The organism is Actinokineospora spheciospongiae (genome assembly GCF_000564855.1).
GTDB lineage: Bacteria > Actinomycetota > Actinomycetes > Mycobacteriales > Pseudonocardiaceae > Actinokineospora > Actinokineospora spheciospongiae.
Window position 1 is genome coordinate 14,482 of record NZ_AYXG01000245.1, and the last position, 16,426, is coordinate 30,907.

The 16,426-nt window shown below is 73.1% G+C and carries 13 protein-coding genes; 3 read left to right on the forward strand and 10 right to left on the reverse strand.

Annotation, left to right across the window (positions count from 1 at the left end):
- The first annotated feature begins 57 nt into the window (after positions 1-57).
- Both UO65_RS31805 and UO65_RS31810 read left to right on the forward strand, forming a co-directional pair.
- The gene (locus UO65_RS31805; protein WP_035290346.1) at positions 58-627 is read left to right on the forward strand and encodes a TetR/AcrR family transcriptional regulator; all 570 of its coding nucleotides are present in this window, start codon (positions 58-60) and stop codon (positions 625-627) included.
- Positions 628-827: 200 nt separating this feature from the next.
- Positions 828-1,748: an esterase/lipase family protein gene (locus tag UO65_RS31810; RefSeq protein WP_035290348.1), complete on the forward strand. Its 921-nt coding sequence runs from the start codon at positions 828-830 to the stop codon at positions 1,746-1,748.
- Positions 1,749-1,846: 98 nt separating this feature from the next.
- Here the strand turns inward: UO65_RS31810 and UO65_RS31815 are convergent, their stop codons facing one another.
- The 3 genes from UO65_RS31815 to UO65_RS31825 all read right to left on the reverse strand — a co-directional run bounded on the left by UO65_RS31815 (position 1,847) and on the right by UO65_RS31825 (position 6,897).
- Complete coding sequence (locus tag UO65_RS31815) at positions 1,847-3,283, reverse strand: radical SAM protein (protein ID WP_035290350.1); 1,437 nt, start codon at positions 3,281-3,283, stop codon at positions 1,847-1,849.
- Complete coding sequence (locus tag UO65_RS31820; RefSeq protein ID WP_233427926.1) at positions 3,283-5,892, reverse strand: glycosyltransferase; 2,610 nt, start codon at positions 5,890-5,892, stop codon at positions 3,283-3,285. Before UO65_RS31820 ends, UO65_RS31815 begins: the two co-directional genes overlap by 1 nt.
- A gap of 81 nt (positions 5,893-5,973) precedes the next feature.
- On the reverse strand, positions 5,974-6,897 hold the full coding sequence (locus UO65_RS31825; RefSeq protein WP_035290352.1) for an NAD-dependent epimerase/dehydratase family protein: 924 nt from the start codon (positions 6,895-6,897) through the stop codon (positions 5,974-5,976).
- Between the two features lie 116 nt (positions 6,898-7,013).
- Here UO65_RS31825 and UO65_RS31830 point away from each other — a divergent pair, with 116 nt between their 5' ends.
- Positions 7,014-7,391 (forward strand): VOC family protein, encoded by a 378-nt coding sequence (locus UO65_RS31830; protein WP_035290354.1) that lies wholly within the window; start codon positions 7,014-7,016, stop codon positions 7,389-7,391.
- A gap of 10 nt (positions 7,392-7,401) precedes the next feature.
- On the opposite strand, the gene UO65_RS31835 is transcribed toward UO65_RS31830, so the two are convergent.
- The 7 genes from UO65_RS31835 to rhaI are packed head-to-tail and all read right to left on the reverse strand — an operon-like array spanning position 7,402 to position 16,335.
- Positions 7,402-7,992 (reverse strand): LutC/YkgG family protein, encoded by a 591-nt coding sequence (locus tag UO65_RS31835; protein ID WP_035290356.1) that lies wholly within the window; start codon positions 7,990-7,992, stop codon positions 7,402-7,404.
- On the reverse strand, positions 7,989-9,422 hold the full coding sequence (locus UO65_RS31840; RefSeq protein ID WP_052022086.1) for a lactate utilization protein B: 1,434 nt from the start codon (positions 9,420-9,422) through the stop codon (positions 7,989-7,991). The genes UO65_RS31835 and UO65_RS31840 overlap by 4 nt, the downstream gene beginning before the upstream one ends.
- A gap of 17 nt (positions 9,423-9,439) precedes the next feature.
- Positions 9,440-10,177, reverse strand: a complete 738-nt coding sequence (locus UO65_RS31845) for a (Fe-S)-binding protein (protein WP_035290383.1) — start codon at positions 10,175-10,177, stop codon at positions 9,440-9,442.
- The gene (locus tag UO65_RS31850) at positions 10,174-11,637 is read right to left on the reverse strand and encodes a rhamnulokinase (protein ID WP_200873519.1); all 1,464 of its coding nucleotides are present in this window, start codon (positions 11,635-11,637) and stop codon (positions 10,174-10,176) included. Before UO65_RS31850 ends, UO65_RS31845 begins: the two co-directional genes overlap by 4 nt.
- A 5-nt stretch (positions 11,638-11,642) precedes the next feature.
- The gene (locus tag UO65_RS31855) at positions 11,643-13,079 is read right to left on the reverse strand and encodes an L-fucose/L-arabinose isomerase family protein (protein WP_035290360.1); all 1,437 of its coding nucleotides are present in this window, start codon (positions 13,077-13,079) and stop codon (positions 11,643-11,645) included.
- The gene (locus UO65_RS31860; protein ID WP_035290362.1) at positions 13,079-15,118 is read right to left on the reverse strand and encodes a bifunctional rhamnulose-1-phosphate aldolase/short-chain dehydrogenase; all 2,040 of its coding nucleotides are present in this window, start codon (positions 15,116-15,118) and stop codon (positions 13,079-13,081) included. Before UO65_RS31860 ends, UO65_RS31855 begins: the two co-directional genes overlap by 1 nt.
- Positions 15,119-15,159: 41 nt before the next feature.
- Positions 15,160-16,335, reverse strand: a complete 1,176-nt coding sequence (gene rhaI, locus UO65_RS31865) for an L-rhamnose isomerase (protein WP_035290365.1) — start codon at positions 16,333-16,335, stop codon at positions 15,160-15,162.
- Positions 16,336-16,426: the final 91 nt, after the last annotated feature.

Genomic DNA, 16,426 nt, shown 5'->3' on the forward strand with positions numbered 1-16,426 from the left:
CAACCGAGAGAAGGAACCGATTGCCGGTCTCACTACTTACCGGTAACATCGTCCGGCGTGCGCCCCGCGAGGTCATCGACGTCTGGTCGCGCTGACGCCCGCCGCAACCGCGAGGCCATCCTCCGCGTCGCCGACGAGGCCTACGCCGAGGGCTCCGAGGTCGTCCCGCTCGACGAGATCGCCCGCCGTGCGGGCCTGGGCCGGGCCACCGTCTACCGCCACTTCCCCGACCGGCGGTCCCTCGGCCTGGCCGTGGCGACCGAGCGGCTGGCCTGGCTCAGCCGCGTCGACGCGACGGGGGAGGTCTGCTCGTTCCGGGAGTTGCTGCTCATGGTGCTCTCGGTGCAGGTCGAGCGCCGCTCCCTGGTCAACCTGTTCCGCAACCTGCCGAACCGCTACCAGCAGCAGTACGCCGAGGCCCTCATCTCGGTGCTCAAGCCCGCCTTCGAACGCGCCAGGGAGCAGGGCGACCTGCGCCCCGACATCGAGCTGAACGACCTGGTGCTGGTCTTCGAGATGGTCGAGGCCGCCCTGCTGGCCGACTTCGCCTGCGTCCACGGCGACGAGTCCACCCAGCGCCTGATCAACGTGATCGTCGACGGGTTGTTCGTGCGACCGGGCGCCTGAGCACCCCGACCTGCGCCGCGTACCAAATCCCCGCCCGACTCTTGACCGCCCGCGCGCACTTCGCGCCCGCCGGGGTCTTCGTGTTGCCGGTCACGGTCGCGTCTGTCCTAATGGGCTTCCGCCCAGTCCGTCCGGAACGCCCGCCCGGCCGTGCGCGGAGCCAGCACCAACATGAAAGAACCTGCCGGAAAGGCACTCGCATGACCCCATTGCGCACCGCGCTCGCCGCAACAGCCGCCTGCGCGGCCGTCCTCGCGGCCGCGGTCCCGGCGTCCGCGGACCCGGCCATCCCCAGCTTCGTCGTTTCCTTCACCTACACCAAGCTCGCCCCCGAGGCGACCCCGCCCGGCGCCAACGACTGGGCGTGCCGCCCCGACGCCCGGCACCCCCGGCCGGTCGTCCTCGTGCACGGCACCTACGAGAACCGGTACAACGACTTCGCCGCCATGTCACCGGCGCTGGCCGCCGACGGGTTCTGCGTCTTCGCGCTGAACTACGGCGACACCGACGACAGCCTGGCCTCGGTGCCGCCGTCGATCAAGGCGACCGGCGACATCCGCCGCTCCGCGCGCGAACTCGGGGCCTTCGTCGACCGGGTGCGCGAGGCGACCGGGGCACCCCAGGTCGACATCGTCGGGCACTCGCAGGGCGGGCTGATGCCCCGGCGGTACCTCAAGGACGGCGGCGCGTCCGCCGTGCGCAACCTGGTGACCCTGGGCGCGACCCACCACGGCACGACGCTCAACGGCATCGCCACCCTGGTGGACACCCTGGGGCTGCTGGGGTTCACCCCGCCCGCGATCGGCAAGGCCGCCGCCCAGCAGGTCGTCGGTTCGGAGTTCCTGCTCGACCTCAACGCCGGGGGCGACACCGTGCCCGGCGTGTCCTACACGGTCATCGCCACCCGGTTCGACGAGATCACCACGCCGTACCGGTCCACGTTCCTCAGCGCCGGTCCCGGTGCCCGGGTGAACAACGTGACCCTGCAGGACGGCTGCCTGCTGGACCTGTCCGACCACCTGACCATGACCTACTCGCCCCGGGCCATCGGCATCGTCCGCCGCGCCCTCGACCCGACCGCACCCGCACCCCCCTGCCTGCCCGCCCTGCCGCTCCTCTGATCGACTCCCCGTGCGAGACCGTTCGCACGGGGCGCACGCGGTACCGGAATGCGCGGTGCCGACCACGAGGGTGGTCGGCACCACGCATTCCGCTGTGCTCACAGCTCCGCGTTGATCAGCGCCTCCACCAGGGTGCGGCCGGTGCCGGTCAGCTCGACCAGTCCGCGCGCCCGGTCCACCCGGGCCAGGTCCCGCCCCGCCAGCCGGTCGAACGCCGACGCCCACGGTTCGGCGAACAGCGACCGGCCGAACCGGGCCCGGTGCAGGTCTTCGCGCAGCGGTCGCAGCGTGGTCAGCGCCATCTTCACCGCTCGGGCCGCCTGGGCCTCCGGGGTGAACCGGGTGGCCGAGCCCAGGGGGATGCGGCCCTCGCGCACGGCCTGGGCGTAGCGGTCGCGGTTGGTGTCGGTGATCGCCTCGGAGGCCCGGCAGGACGAGCTGCCGCCGAGTCCGATGGCCACCTCGGCCTCCTGCTTGTCCTGGTCGACCATGATGGCCTTCCACTTCTCCGGTGGCAGCCCGGACCGGGCGAAGTACATCGTCGGGTGCTCGGTGTACCCGGCGGCGGTCAGGCCCTCGGTGAGCAGTTCGCGCATCTGGTACTGCTCCCCGAGGGAGGGCCAGTGGTGGCCGGTCTCGCCGAGCCTGCGGCGGTAGTCCGGGAACTGCCAGGCGGCGGGCTTCTCGCCGGTGACGCCGGTGCGGGTGTCCGCGTAGGACATCAGGTGCAGCTTGGTGCACACCACCGCGTCCACCCCGTGCTCCAGCACCACGTCCAGGTCGCGGCGGACGCTGTCCACGGTCTGGTCGAGCAGGCCGTACATCAGGTCGACGCTCGCCCACTCGAAGCCGAGCGCGCGGGCGTTGCGCACGAAGTCCACGCACATCGCCGACGAGTGCTCCCGGCCGCACTCCCGCAGCACCCTGTCGTCGAAGGACTGCACACCGCTGGAGATCTTGGTGCAGCCCAGTTCGCGCAGCAGTTCCAGCTTCTGCGGGGTGAACGTGCTCGGGTCGCCCTCGAAGCGGATCGTGGTCTCGGCGGTGAAGCCGAAGTTCTCCCGGTAGAAGTCCAGCAGCCTGCGGATGGCGTGGGCGGGCAGCATCGACGGGGTGCCGCCGAAGACGTTGAACTCGCCGACCGGTGCGCGGCGCAGGTTGGGCACCGCGTCGAGCCACAGCCGGGCCTCCTGGATATTCCAGTCCACCCACTGCGCGGCTTTGGTGTCCACCACCTCCGGCGCCCCCTTGACCAGCACCACCGGGTACTGGCAGAAGCGGCACCGGTAGGCGCAGGTCGGGATGTAGGACCACAGGTGGATCGGGGCGGTGTCGGCGAGCTGGGCGTCGAGGTCGGCCAGGAACGCCTCCGGCGGGTGACCGGGCACGTTGCCGGGGAACACGTGCGCGCCGAACGGGTCTTCCTCCAGGTACTCCAGCAGGTGCGCGTTCACCGGGTCGGCCAGCGCGTCCAGCACGGCGGGCCTCGGGTACGCCGGGTCCAGCCGGTGCAGCGACTCGCGGGCGGTCGACATCAGAACACGCCCCCGTTGCCGAAGTGGTTGTGCGCCTCGCCGGACTCGCGGTCCTCGCAGTAGTAGCGCACGAACTCGGCGAACCGCTCCTCGGGCACCTCGCGCAGGCACTCCGGCAGCGGTGGCGGGGAGCCGATGTCCTCGCCGACCGTGCGCCGCAGCACCGCGAACAGCTCCTCGCGGAACTCCAGGTAGAGCCGGTAGGACGGGGTCTTGTAGGCGTGGATGGGGGTGAAGTCGACCACCCGCATCTCGTCGCGGATCTCCGCGATCCGGTCGCGTAGCCGGGCGGCCAGGTCCGCGCCGAAGAAGTCCACGACCCGCTGTTCCTCCAGCAGGGCCGGGGTGAGCAGCACCGGCAGCACGACGTTCTTCGGGGTGAAGTCCTTGATCGAGAATTCCCAGGCCTGCCGCGCCTCGGCCGGGGTGAGGTCGCTGTCGCGGGCGGGCGCGGGGTCTTCCACCCGGATGTCGCGCATGACGATGATGCCGTCGTTGCCGTAGGCGCGACCGGTGATCACCTCCTCCAGCGCGTGGTTCACCCGCCGCGGGTTGATCTCCACCCGGGACCTCGGGGCGTAGGCGATGTCGTGGCCGCTGCTGCGCACCTTGATGCCGAAGTCCCAGTCGTCGGAGAGGTGGTTGACGAACCGCCCGTCCTGCACCTGGTAGAAGACCTCGATGCCGCCGACCGCCGCGTACGCCTCGCGCTCCACGGCGAAGCCCTTGCCGTCGGGGAACCCGCCGAACACCGACCAGGCCACCACCCGGCAGCGCAGTGTGCGCTGGATGGCGTCCCACAGCCGTGGCCTGCCCGCGAAGTGCTCGGCGGTGTAGTAGTAGTCGCACACCCCGATGGCGGCCTTGCTGGACTCCATGGCCGAGAACAGCTCCCACAGCCAGTCCGGGTCCACCACGCAGTCCGCGTCCGCCGACACCAGGTAGCACCGCTCGTCCGGGTCGGCGAACGGCCGCGCCCGGCTGCGGTGCACCGCGAAGTCCATGCCCGCCCGCCGCGCGCACGACACGCCCTGCTCCGCCTCGGTGATCAGGTGCACCGCGAGGTCCGGGTGCGCCTCGGCGAACCGGCGGGTGATCGCGGCGGTGTCGTCGGTGGAGTTGTTGTCCACCACCACGACCTCGAACAGCTCGCGGTCCAGCGGACCGCCCGGGCCGCGCTGGTCGCGGAGCCCGGCGAGCACCCGCTCCAGGTGCGCGGCCTCGTTGAACACCGGCAGCACCACGCTCAACCGGGTGCGCGCGCCCATGGGCGCCGGGAACAGCCGCGCGACCGCCTCGCCCACCCGGTCCTGGCCGAAGTGCCCGGCACCCAGCCGGTGGTTGTGGGTCATGACCGCGTTCCACCTCTCCCGATCGGTGATCAGCTCCGCCACCTCGGCCACGAACGCGTCGGTGGGCAGGTCGTGCGCGGTGACGTCGAGCAGCGGCGCCCGGAACCCGAGCCCGCCGTAGACGGCGTCGTACAACTCGTAGCGGCTCGCGGCGTACGGCGTGCCGGAGGCGATCGCCTCACCCACCGGGTTGCCGTAGCTCTCGTAGTCGTAGGAGGTCAGGAACAGCGCCAGGTCCGCGTGCGCGAGCAGGTCCCGCACGCTGTACCGATCACCGGGGGAGTCGTAGGGCGCGAGCCTGCCGCCGAACACGACCCGCTCGCGCACCCCCAGTTCCTCGGCCAGGGCGACCAGGCGGGCCTGCTCGGGTGCGGACTCGGTGGGGTCACCGGCCACGAACAGCACCGCGTCCACACCCCGGGCGAGCAGCCCGGCGAGCAGGTGCAGGTCCCGGTCGACGCGCTTCTGCGGGATGATCCGGGTGAACCGGGCCAGCAGCGCCGCGCCCGCCGGGATGCCGAAGTCGGCGCGGAACCGGGCGTTGCGCCCGTCCACGCGAGCGGGCGCGTGCGTGAAGGTGTTGGGCAGCACGCTGATGTTGCGCAGGCCCGGAACCCACTCCCTGGTGCGGCGCAGCGCGTGCTCGTGCAGGGCGAAGTAGTGGATGTGCTGGCTGTCGCGGGGGCGGGGGGTGGTCGGGTGCGGGAACGCGCCGTACTTGCCGGTGCCCGGTTCGCTCTGCCACATCAGGTCGTGGTCGCGCCAGAACACGAAGCGCCCCAACCGGTGCCGTGCGCCGTACCGCTCGATCGCCAGGTAGAGCGCGGTGGTGTAGGTGATGTTCTCCGGCAGGGTCCCGTTCTCCACCACGACCAGCGTGACCCCGCACTCCTCCCAGGTCGCCACGATCCGGTCGGCGACCGCCTCGGCGACCCGCCGCACCCGGGGCAGCAGCGCCTCGTCCCCCGCCGCCACGACCTCGCTCAGCACGCGGGCGACGAAGTCCTGGTCGTAGCCGGGCACGGTGTGCAGGTCGGCCACCCGGTCGAGGGTGACCCAGTCAGGCAGCAGGTCGGCTTCGCCGTCGTAGGGGCGGAAGAACCGGTGCTTGTCGGCCTTGATGTCGTAGCCCAGGTCCAGCCGGACCCGGTGGCCCCGGCGGGCGAACTCGCGGGCGACCTTGACGAACTCGACCACGACCCCGGAGATGGCGGCCCCGTCGAAGGACACACCCCACAGCGTCGGCGCCGATGTCACGCCTCCCAGTATCGGGTTCGCCGGGTGGGCGCACCACCCGCCACTCGGGCCGGATCACGGGGAGCCGGGGTCAGCGGGGTGTCAGCGCTTCTCCCGGACCGCCTCGACCGTCTCGACCATCGCGGGGTCGATCGGGCGCGTGCCGGTGGCGGTGAGGTGCAGGTGCCGCAGGAGCAGGTCGGCCAGCCGGGTCGGGTGCAGGCCCGGTTCCTTCCTGGAGAACCGGTAGCGCAGGGCGGTCAGGCGCAGGGCCAACCGGAACGCCGCGGCCGGGAGCACCTTGACCGGGCGGGGACTGCCCGCTGCGGCGGCGAGCCCGCCGATCATCTCCGCCCAGGTCAGGTTGCCGTCAGCCGCCGGGAGGTCCGCACCGGAGGCCGCTTCCAGGGCGTCGACCGCGATGTCCGCGACGGTCTCCGCGGTGGTCACCGCCGTGCCGCCGGTCGGGGCCAGCAGCGGGGACTTCGAGCTGACCCACCCCACCAGGCCCTCCGCCCACGCCGGGAACCGCTCACCCGCGCGGCCGAACACGAACGGCACCTCCACGACCGCCACCGGCAGGCCCGGCCCGGCCGCCGTCCGCCCCTCCGCCGCCTGCGCGACCCGGCTGCGGATGTAGGGGTGGGCACCGGCGAGGTCCCACTCCGGGTGCTCCCGGTTGAAGTGCGTGAAGTACGAGCCGAGCACGACCGCGCGGGTCACGCCCGCCTGCCGCGCGGCGGTGAGCAGGGTGACGACCGGGACGACGTTGCCCGCGTGGAACGCCGAGTACGCGGGCCGCGCGGGCACCTCGCGGTCGTCGGCACCGGCGGCGAACACGACGCCGTCGCAGCCGGTCAACAGCGGCAGCCAGGTCTGCACCTCGGCCGTGGTGGCGTCCACCGCGTGGTCGATCCCCTCGCGCGGCGTGCGGGCGACCGCGACCGCGGTGTGCCCGCCCGCGCGGAGCCGGGTCACGATCTGCCGACCCAGCAGGCCACTTGCGCCGACCACGAGAACCTTCATGGGGGACGATGATCGCACCGCGCCGCGGCGGTCGTCGAGCGGCCTGCCCCGCACCTTGGTAGACCGGTCCACGACAACGGCGGGCCGCCGGGCCGCCGGAGGACTGGAGGATGCCCGTGAGCTGCCGCATCAGCGAAATCGTCGTCGACGCCCGCGACCCCGAGCGGCTGGCCCGCTTCTGGTCGGACGTGCTGGGCTTCGTCGAGCTGTCGCGCGAGGACGGCGCGATCGAGATCGGCCCGGCGTCCGGCTTCGGCGGTCCGCAGCCCACCCTGCTGTTCATCCCCGTCGCCGAGCCCACCCCCGGCAAGCTGCGCCTGCACTTCGACGTCAACCCCACCGACGGTGACCAGGAGCGGGAGCTGACCCGGCTGCTGGAGCTGGGCGCCCGCCCGACCGACGTGGGTCAGGCCGACTCGGCGAGCTGGCACGTGCTCGCCGACCCGGAGGGCAACGAGTTCTGCCTGCTGCGCCGGCGGCTCGACCAGCTCTGACCGGCCCGGCTCACCCCACGACCAGGATGTGCAGGTTGCGGGGTCCGTGGACGCCTTCCACGCGGTTGAGTTCGATGTCGCTGGTGGCGCTGGGGCCGCTGATCCAGGTCTGTGGGCGGCGGGGGTCCAGCGCGGCGATGGCGGCGGGGACGTCCGGGACCACCCGGTCGGTGCGGACCAGGCACAGGTGGGTGTCGGGGAGCAGGGTCAGGGCGCGGCGGCCTTGGCCGTCGGTGTGGTCGAGGACGAGGGTGCCGGTGGTGGCGATGGCCAGGGCTGCGGTGGTGACCACGGCGTCGACCCGGTCCAGTTCGGCGGTGCTCTCGCCCGCGTCCACGGGTATGGGCAGGGGGTAGGGGAAACCGGGCGGGACCAGGACGCGGGTGAGGCCGCCCAGTGCTGAGGCGACGGCGGCGGGGACGTCCGCCTCCGCGCACCGGACCACGTGCGCCCGGTAGTCGGCGGCGCGCTCGACGAACAGGCCGACGACATCGGCGGGCGGCGGGGCGTCCCGGTAGGCGCGCGGCACCGGGGTGTCCGCGCGGTCGGCACCCGCCAGGGCGCCGCGCACGGCGGCCAGGATTTCTTCGCGGGCGCTCATCGGCGGTCCTTCCACCAGTTGCGGAACGAGCGGCGCGGCGGGGCGGGCAGGTCCCGGGCGCCCGTCCACAGCGACCCCGGCCACGGCAGCCACCCCAACGCCCGCCGACCGCCCGGCAGCACCCGCCGCCCCAGCCGGGAGGCCAACCTGCTCGCGCCCTCGGCGGCGGCGAGGCGGCGGGCGTCGCCGAAGAGCCAGCCCGCAGTGCGCATGGCCAAGGCCTCCGCCGACGGTGGACCCGACCGGTGCGCGTCGACCACCCGGGAACGCAGGTGGACCAGCACCTCCGGGATGTCGATGCGCACCGGGCAGACCTCGAAGCAGGCGCCGCACAGCGTCGACGCGTACGGTAGCGAGTCGGTCTGCGCGTCCTCGCCGACCCCCTTCATCAGCGGGTTCAGGATGGCCCCGATCGGCCCCGGGTAGACCGACCCGTAGGCGTGGCCGCCGGTGCGCTCGTAGACCGGGCACACGTTCAGGCACGCCGAGCAGCGGATGCAGCGCAGCGCCTGCCGCCCCACCTCGTCGGCCAGCACCCTGGTCCGCCCGTTGTCCAGCAGCACCACGTGCATCTCCTGCGGCCCGTCCCCGGGGGTGACCCCGCTCCAGGTGGAGGTGTACGGGTTCATCCGCTCCCCGGTGCTGGAGCGGGGGAGCAACTGGAAGAACACGTCGAGGTCGGACCAGGTGGGCACGACCTTCTCGATGCCGACCACGCTGATCAGCACCTCCGGCAGCGTCAGGCACATCCGCCCGTTGCCCTCGGACTCGACCACCACCAGCGTCCCGGAGTCCGCCACGGCGAAGTTCGCCCCGGACACCGCGACCTTCGCCCGCAGGAACTTCTCCCGCAGGTGCCGCCGCGCCGCCGCGGCCAGTTCCGCCGGTTCGTCGGACAGGCCCTCGGGCGCGGGCATCCCGACCGAGCCCATCTTGTCGCGGAACAGCTCGCGGATTTCCGCGCGGTTGCGGTGGATGGCGGGCACCAGGATGTGGCTGGGCAGGTCGTCGCCGAGTTGGACGATCAGCTCGGCCAGGTCGGTCTCCCAGGCGGCGATGCCGTGCTCGGCCAGCGCCTCGTTCAGGCCGATCTCCTGGGTGGCCATGGACTTCACCTTGACCACCTCGTCCACCCCGTGCCCACGGGCGATCGAGGCGACGATCGAGCAGGCCTCGGCGGCGTCCCGCGCCCAGTGCACGGTGACCCCATTGTCCTGCAACGACTCCTCCAGCCGCAGCAGCGTCTCGTCCAGCGAGCGCAGCGCGTTGTCCTTGATCGCCGCGCCCGCCAGCCGAAGCTGCTCCCAGTCGTCGACCTCGGCCACCACACCCGCGCGCTTGCCGCGGATGGTGCCGGTGGCGTGGGCGAGGTTGTGCCGGAGCTGGCTGTCGGCCAGGGCGGCGCGCGCCGCGGTGGGGAACGGGGGCATCCCCAGGAACGTGCCGCTCACCGCTGGTCCTCCGTGCTCGCCAGGACCTCCGCCAGGTGCGCCACCCGGGTGCCCGCGCGCTGCCGCGACAGCACCCCACCGATGTGCATCAGGCAGGAATTGTCGCCCGCCACCAGCACCTCGGCGCCGGTGGCGCGGACGTGGCGGGCCTTGTCGGAGCCCATGGCGACCGAGGTGTCGGCGTTCTTCACCGCGAAGGTGCCGCCGAAGCCGCAGCACTGGTCGGCGGCGGGCAGGTCGAGCAGGCGCAGGCCGCGCACCGCCCGCAGCAGCCGCAGCGGCCGGTCGCCGACGCCGAGCAGGCGCAGCGAGTGGCAGGTGGGGTGGTAGGCGACAGTGTGCGGGAAATACGCGCCCACGTCCTCGACCCCGAGGACATCGATCAGGAACTCGCTGAGTTCGTGGGTGCGCGGGGAGGTCTCGGCGATCGCGGCGGCCAGGCCGGGGTCACCGCTGCGGCGGCCGACGATGGCGTGCTGGTGGCGCACCGACCCGGCGCAGGACCCGGACGGGGTCACGACGGCGTCGTAGCCGGAGAAGGCGTCGACGAACGCGCGGACGGCGGGCACGGCCTCGTTCAGGTAGCCGGTGTTGACCATGGGCTGCGCGCAGCAGGTCTGCGCCGCCGGGAAGTCCACCTCGACGCCGAGCCGTTCCAGCAGCCGCACCACCGCCTTGCCGGTGTCCGGGAACAGCGCGTCGTTGACGCAGGTGACCATCAGGGCGACCTTCATCCGCGCGGCTCCCACAGTCCGGCCGAGACCAATCGGGCCTCCACAGCATCCCACCGCGCCGCGTCGGCGCCCGGTCGGTGCGGGCGGGGGGCGTGCGTGTCGGCGATCAGCGCGCGCATCGCCCACCGGTCCGGCAGGTCGGCGCCCAGCGCCCTGGCCTGCACGACCACGTTGCCCAGGGCGGCGGCCTCGACTGGTCCGGCCAGCACCGGGACCCCGCACGCGGCGGCGGTCAGGTCGCACAGCAGTTCGTTGCGCACACCCCCACCGACCAGGTGGATGACCTCGACCGGGTGGCCGGTCAGCTCGCCCAGCTCGCGCACCGCCCGCCGGTAGGCCATGGCCAGGCTCTCCAGAACGCATCGGACGACCTCGCCGGTGGTGCGCGGCGGGGCCTGCCCACTGGCCAGGCAGGCCCGCTCGATCCGGGCGGGCATGTCGCCGGGCGGCAGGAACTCCGGTGCGTCGATGTCGATCACCGGGCCGAACGCGGGCGCCCCGGCCGCGGCGGCCAGCGCCTCGGCCAGGGTGGTCGTGCGCCAGCCGCGCAGGCACTCCGACAGCACCCACAGGCCCATGACGTTGCGCAGCAGCCGGACCGTGCCGTCGACGCCGCCCTCGTTGCCGAACCCGGCGGCCTGGGCCGCCTCGGTGGTGACCGGCGCGTCCAGCTCGACCCCGACCAGCGACCAGGTGCCGGAGGAGATGTAGGCGAAGCGGGTTCCCGGGGCGGCGGGGACGCCGAGCACGGCGGAGGCGGTGTCGTGCGAGCCGACCGCGACCACCGGCACCTCCGCGCCCAGTTCGGCGCTCACCTCGGGGGTCGTGCGGCCGATCAGGTCCCCGGCCGAGCGCAGCGGCGGCAGCAGCCTGCTCGGCACGCCCACCCGTTCGGCCAGGTCGGCGGCCCACTCCCCGGTCGCGGCGGCGTAGAGCTGGGTGGTGGAGGCGTTGGTGCGCTCGGCGCCGACGCGGCCGGTGAGCCAGTAGGCGAGCAGGTCCGGGATGAGCAGCAGCGTCTCCGCCGCGCCCAGCCGGGCACCGCCCACCTCGGCGGCGAGCTGGTAGAGGGTGTTGAAGGGCAACTGCTGCAACCCGGTGACCGAGTACAGCTCCCGGGGCGGAACCAGCTCGTGCACCCGGGCGGGGACGCCGTCGGTGCGGCTGTCGCGGTAGTGCACGGGGTTGCCCAGCAGAGCCCCGGACGCGTCGAGCAGCCCGTAGTCGACCGCCCACGAGTCGATGCCGATCCCATCGAGCGGCCCGGACGCCAGCGCGGCCCGCAGCCCGGCGAGCGTTTCCCGGTAGAGGCCCAGGACGTCCCAGTGCAGGGTCGGGCCGAGGCGCACCGGCTCGTTGGGGAAGCGGTGGACCTCCTCGGTGGACAGGCTGCCCGGCCCGACCGACCCCACCACGACCCGGCCGCTGCTCGCCCCCAGGTCGACCGCCGCCACGCGGATGCCGCTCACCGCACCACCACCAGTTCCAGCCCCAGCAGGCTCGCCACGGCCTCCAGCTCGGCCACCCGGTGCCCCGTGCCCAGCGCCCAGTGGTGGGCCACGCCGGTCGCCGACCACTCGTCGGTCCACTCGGCCGGGTCGCGCCCGAAGTCGACCCGGGAGGTGGTGTTGCCGATCCGCAACAGCGGCCCGCCCACGACCGCGCCCTCCGCGGCGACCAGGGTGAACGTGCCGTCGCGCTGTTGGCCCAGTCCCAGCAGGGTGACCGGGCCGTGCGCCACGTCGAACTCCACCGACACGCCCCAGCCGCGCTTGCCGTGCAGCACGTCCAAGCCGCGCAGCAGCGGCTTGCCCGAGCTGATCGCCAGGTGCGCGGGACCGTCGTGGCCCATCTCCACCACGCCGTCGCGGAAGTTCAGCGCCTGCAACTCGGTGAACGACCCGCCCGCGCCCAACCGGTCGGTGATCAGCATCGCCAGCGAGGTGCGCAGCTCGTACTCCCCGCAGGCCGGGACGCCGCGGGCGGTCAGCAGCGAGCAGCCCAGGATCATCCCGGCGCCGACCCGCTCGTGCACCTCCCCGTCCAGGCCGCGGTGGTAGTAGGCCAGCGAGTCCAGGCCGAAGTCCTCGACCAGCCGGTCCAGCCCGACCGACACCCGCGCCGCCCACTCCAGGTCGTCGTCGGCCACGGACTCGTCGAGGGTGAACACCTCGCGGGCGAGCGCGACCCTGGCGGCGGCCTCCGCGCCGGTCACCCGCTCGACCCGGACCCGCACGTCGTCGACCTCCAGCACCTCCACGTGCCCGCCGAACTGCGCGGTGACCAGGGTGGGGTCGGTGGCCACGTCCACCATCCCGGGGTAGAGGTGCCCCAGCAGCCCGTGCCTGCCGTGCCGCAGCGCCGCGCGCACCCCCGCCGCCGCGACCCACCGCCCGATGCGCGCCCACGCCCGCTCGTCGGCCAGGTACCCGGACACCGACCGGAACTCCACACCGACCCGGCGAAAGGCGTTGGCCATCTCCGGCAGCGGGCAGGCCCCGCAGTAGGCCAGCCACGCCCCGGTGTCGAAGGTGGCGTGGTCCATCGCCTCGGTCGGTTGCAGGTTGATGAGCAACACCGGCGCCCCGCTGCGCTGGGCGACCGGGACGAGCATCGAGGCGGTCAGGTAGGTGGTGAGGAACCCGACGATCAGGTCGCAGTCGGCCACCCGCAGCCGCTCGGCCGCCGCGGCGCCCTCGCGCTCGTCGGAGACGAACCCGACGTCGACGACCTCGCAGTCCAGCGCGCCCAGACGCTCCGCGACCACCGTCGCGGAGCGCTGGAGCTGGGGCAGCAGCTCGGGGAACTGCGGCCAGTACGCGCCGAGCCCACCCGCGATCAGGCCGACCCGGGTCCTGCGCGGGGTGATCCGCCCCAGGCCCGCGACCCCGGTGGCGTCCATCAGCGGAGGAAGGCCGCGGCGACGCCCGCGTCCACCGGGATGTGCAGGCCGGTGGTCTGGCTGAGGTCGCCGCCGGTGAGGGCGAAGACCGCCGCCGCGACGTGGTCGGGCAGGACTTCGCGCTTGAGCAGGGTGCGCTGGGCGTAGAAGGCGCCCAACTCCTCCTCCGGCACGCCGTAGACCGCGGCCCGCTGCGCGCCCCAACCGCCCGCGAAGATCCCGGAACCGCGCACGACCCCGTCGGGGTTCACCCCGTTGACCCGGATGCCGTGCTCGCCCAGTTCCGCCGCCAGCAGCCGGACCTGGTGCGCCTGGTCGGCCTTGGCCGCGCCATAGGCGAGGTTGTTCGGCCCGGCGAACACCGAGTTCTTCGACGAGATGTAGACGATGTCACCGCCGAGGCCCTGGGCGACCATGGCCCGGGCGGCGGCCTGCGAGACCAGGAACGAGCCCTTGGCCATCACGTCGTGCTGCACGTCCCAGTCCCGCTCGGTGGTCTCCAGCAGGGACTTGGAGATGGACAGGCCCGCGTTGTTGACGACCAGGTCCACCCCGCCGAAGGCCACCGCGGCGGCGTCCACCGCGGCCCGCACCGCCTCGGCGTCGGTCACGTCGGCGGTGACCGCGACCGCCTTGTCCGGTCCGCCGATGCCCTCGGCGACCCCTTCGGCCGCGGCGGCGTCGAGGTCGGCGATGACCACGCAGGCACCCTCGGCCGCCAACCGCTCGGCGATGGCCCTGCCGATGCCGGACCCGGCGCCGGTCACTAACGCGACCCGCCCGGCCAGCGGGGCGGGCGCGGGCATCCGGCGCAGTTTCGCCTCCTCCAGCTCCCAGTACTCGATGCGGAACTTCTCCGCCTCGTCGATCGGGGCGTAGGACGACACCGACTCCGCGCCGCGCATGACGTTGACGGCGTTGACGTAGAACTCGCCCGCCACCCTGGCGGTCTGCTTGTCCTTGCCGAAGCTGAACATGCCGACCCCGGGCACCAGCACGATCGCCGGATCGGCGCCGCGCATCGGCGGGCTGTCCGGGGCGGCGTGCCGGTCGTAGTAGGCGCGGTACTCGGCGCGGTAGTCCGCGTGCAGCTCGCGCAGCCGGGCCACGACGTCGGCGACCGGGGCGGCGGCGGGCAGGTCGAGCACCAGCGGGCGGACCTTGGTGCGCAGGAAGTGGTCCGGGCACGACGTGCCCAGTGCCGCGAGCGGTGCCAGCTTCTCCCGGGACAGGAACTCCAGCACGGCGTCGCTGTCGGTGAAGTGGCCGACCTGGCGCAGGTCGGTGGAGGCCAGACCGCGCACCACCGGGGCCAGCGCGGCGGCCTTCGCCCGGCGCTCGGCCTCGGGCAGCGGTTCGTTGCCGGGCACGACCGCGCCGAACGGCTCAGCGGAGCCGCGCTCGGCCAGGAACCGCTCAGCGGTGCGGATGATGTCCAGGGAATTGGCCCGGCACTCCTCGGACGTCTGGCCCCAGGCGGTGATGCCGTGCCCGCCCAGGATCACGCCGATGGCCTGCGGGTTGGCCGCCTTCACCGCGGCGATGTCGAGCCCGAGCTGGAACCCGGGCCGCCGCCAGTCCACCCAGGCCACCCGGTCGCCGAAGCACTCCTTGGTCAGCGCCTCGCCGTCGGCCGCGGTGGCCAGGGCGATGCCCGAGTCGGGGTGCAGGTGGTCGACGTGCGCGGCGTCGACCAGGCCGTGCATGGCGGTGTCGATGGACGGGGCGGCGCCGCCGCGGCCGTGCAGGCAGTAGTCGAACGCGGCGACCATCTCGTCCTCGCGCTCGACACCCGGGTACACCTCGACCAGGGTGCGCAGCCGGTCCAGCCGCAGCACGGCCAGCCCGGACTCGGTCAGGGTGCCCAGGTCACCGCCGGAACCCTTGACCCACAGCAGTTCCGTGGGCGCGGCGGTCACCGGGTCGACCACGCTGCCCTTGGCCGAGGTGTTGCCCCCGGCGAAGTTGGTGTTGCGCGGGTCGGCGCCGAGGGCGTTGCTGCGGGCGACCAGCTCGGCCGCCGGGGACTGCTCGGGCATGTCCGCCTTCCTGTCCTGTGTGGGGTTGGTGGGTGCCGGGGTCACGCGCCCCAGCCCGCCTGCTCGCCGCCCGCCCGGTCGGCGGTGATCCTCTCCTGGTACCCGCTGCGCTTGTAGGCCGCGACCGGGTCGGGGTCCAGGCCCTGGTCGGCGCGCACCTCGGCCAGCAGCGGGCGCACGTCGGTGTTGTAGGCGTCCATGAACACCGCGTTGGCCTCCAGCACGCCCCCGGAGCGCTGGGCGGCGGCCAGGGCGGCGCGGTCGACCAGCAGCGCCTTGGCGGTGGCCTCCTGCACGTTCATCACCGAGCGGATCACCGCCGGGATCTTCGCCTCGATGTTGTGGCACTGGTCGAGCATGAAGTTGATGCCGCGGGCCGGGTCCAGCGCGTCCGCCCGGACGATCTCGTACATGATCCGGAAGAGCTGGAACGGGTCGGCCGCGCCCGCCATCAGGTCGTCGTCGGCGTAGAAGCGGGAGTTGAAGTCGAACGCGCCGAGCCGGTCCTGGCGCAGCAGGAACGCCACGATGAACTCGATGTTCGTACCCGGCGCGTGGTGGCCGGTGTCGATGCACACCGTCGCCTTGGGCCCCAGCTCCACGCAGTGCGCGAACGAGGTGCCCCAGTCCGGGACGTCGGTGGCGTAGAAGGCGGGCTCGAACAGCTTGTACTCCAGCAGGATGCGCTGGTCGTCGCCGAGGCGGTCGTAGGCCTCGCGCAGGGCGGTGGCCAGCCGGTCCTGGCGGTCGCGCAGGTCGTCCTGGCCGGGGTAGTTGATCCCGTCGGAGAACCACAGCTTGAGGTCGCGCGAACCGGTGGCGTCCATGACCGCCACCGCCTCCAGCAGGTGGTCGGTCGCCTTGCGGCGGATGCCCGGGTCCGGGTTGGTGACCGAGCCCAGCTTGTAGTCGTCGTCCTGGAAGACGTTGGTGTTGATCGCCCCCACGCTGACCCCGAGGTCCCCGGCGTACCGGGCGAGGGCGGCGTAGTCGTCGACCCGGTCCCACGGGATGTGCAGGGCGACGCTGGGCGCGGCTCCGGTGAACCGGTTCACGGTGGCGGCGTCGGCGATCTTCTCCTCCGGGGTGCGCGGCACCCCGGGCTGGGCGAAGACCTTGAACCGGGTGCCGGAGTTGCCGAAGGCCCAGGACGGGGTCTCGATGCGCTGTGCGGCGAGGGCTTGCTTGACTGCGGACAGGTCGGGCACGGCGATCACGTCACCTCTCGGGTTGCCGGGGTGGGGCGGGTTAGGTCGTGTTTCGGAAGTCTCGTTCGATGAGAGTCGTGATCGAGGTGGTTCCTGGTGG

Excerpts from the sequence above, each read along its gene's own strand:
- UO65_RS31810 (WP_035290348.1), top strand. The coding sequence starts at position 828 with ATGACCCCATTGCGCACCGCGCTCGCCGCAACAGCCGCCTGCGCGGCC.
- UO65_RS31815 (WP_035290350.1), bottom strand. The coding sequence starts at position 3,283 with ATGTCGACCGCCCGCGAGTCGCTGCACCGGCTGGACCCGGCGTACCCG.
- UO65_RS31825 (WP_035290352.1), bottom strand. The coding sequence starts at position 6,897 with ATGAAGGTTCTCGTGGTCGGCGCAAGTGGCCTGCTGGGTCGGCAGATC.
- UO65_RS31835 (WP_035290356.1), bottom strand. The coding sequence starts at position 7,992 with ATGAGCGCCCGCGAAGAAATCCTGGCCGCCGTGCGCGGCGCCCTGGCG.
- UO65_RS31840 (WP_052022086.1), bottom strand. The coding sequence starts at position 9,422 with ATGCCCCCGTTCCCCACCGCGGCGCGCGCCGCCCTGGCCGACAGCCAG.
- UO65_RS31845 (WP_035290383.1), bottom strand. The coding sequence starts at position 10,177 with ATGAAGGTCGCCCTGATGGTCACCTGCGTCAACGACGCGCTGTTCCCG.
- UO65_RS31855 (WP_035290360.1), bottom strand. The coding sequence starts at position 13,079 with ATGGACGCCACCGGGGTCGCGGGCCTGGGGCGGATCACCCCGCGCAGG.
- UO65_RS31860 (WP_035290362.1), bottom strand. The coding sequence starts at position 15,118 with ATGCCCGAGCAGTCCCCGGCGGCCGAGCTGGTCGCCCGCAGCAACGCC.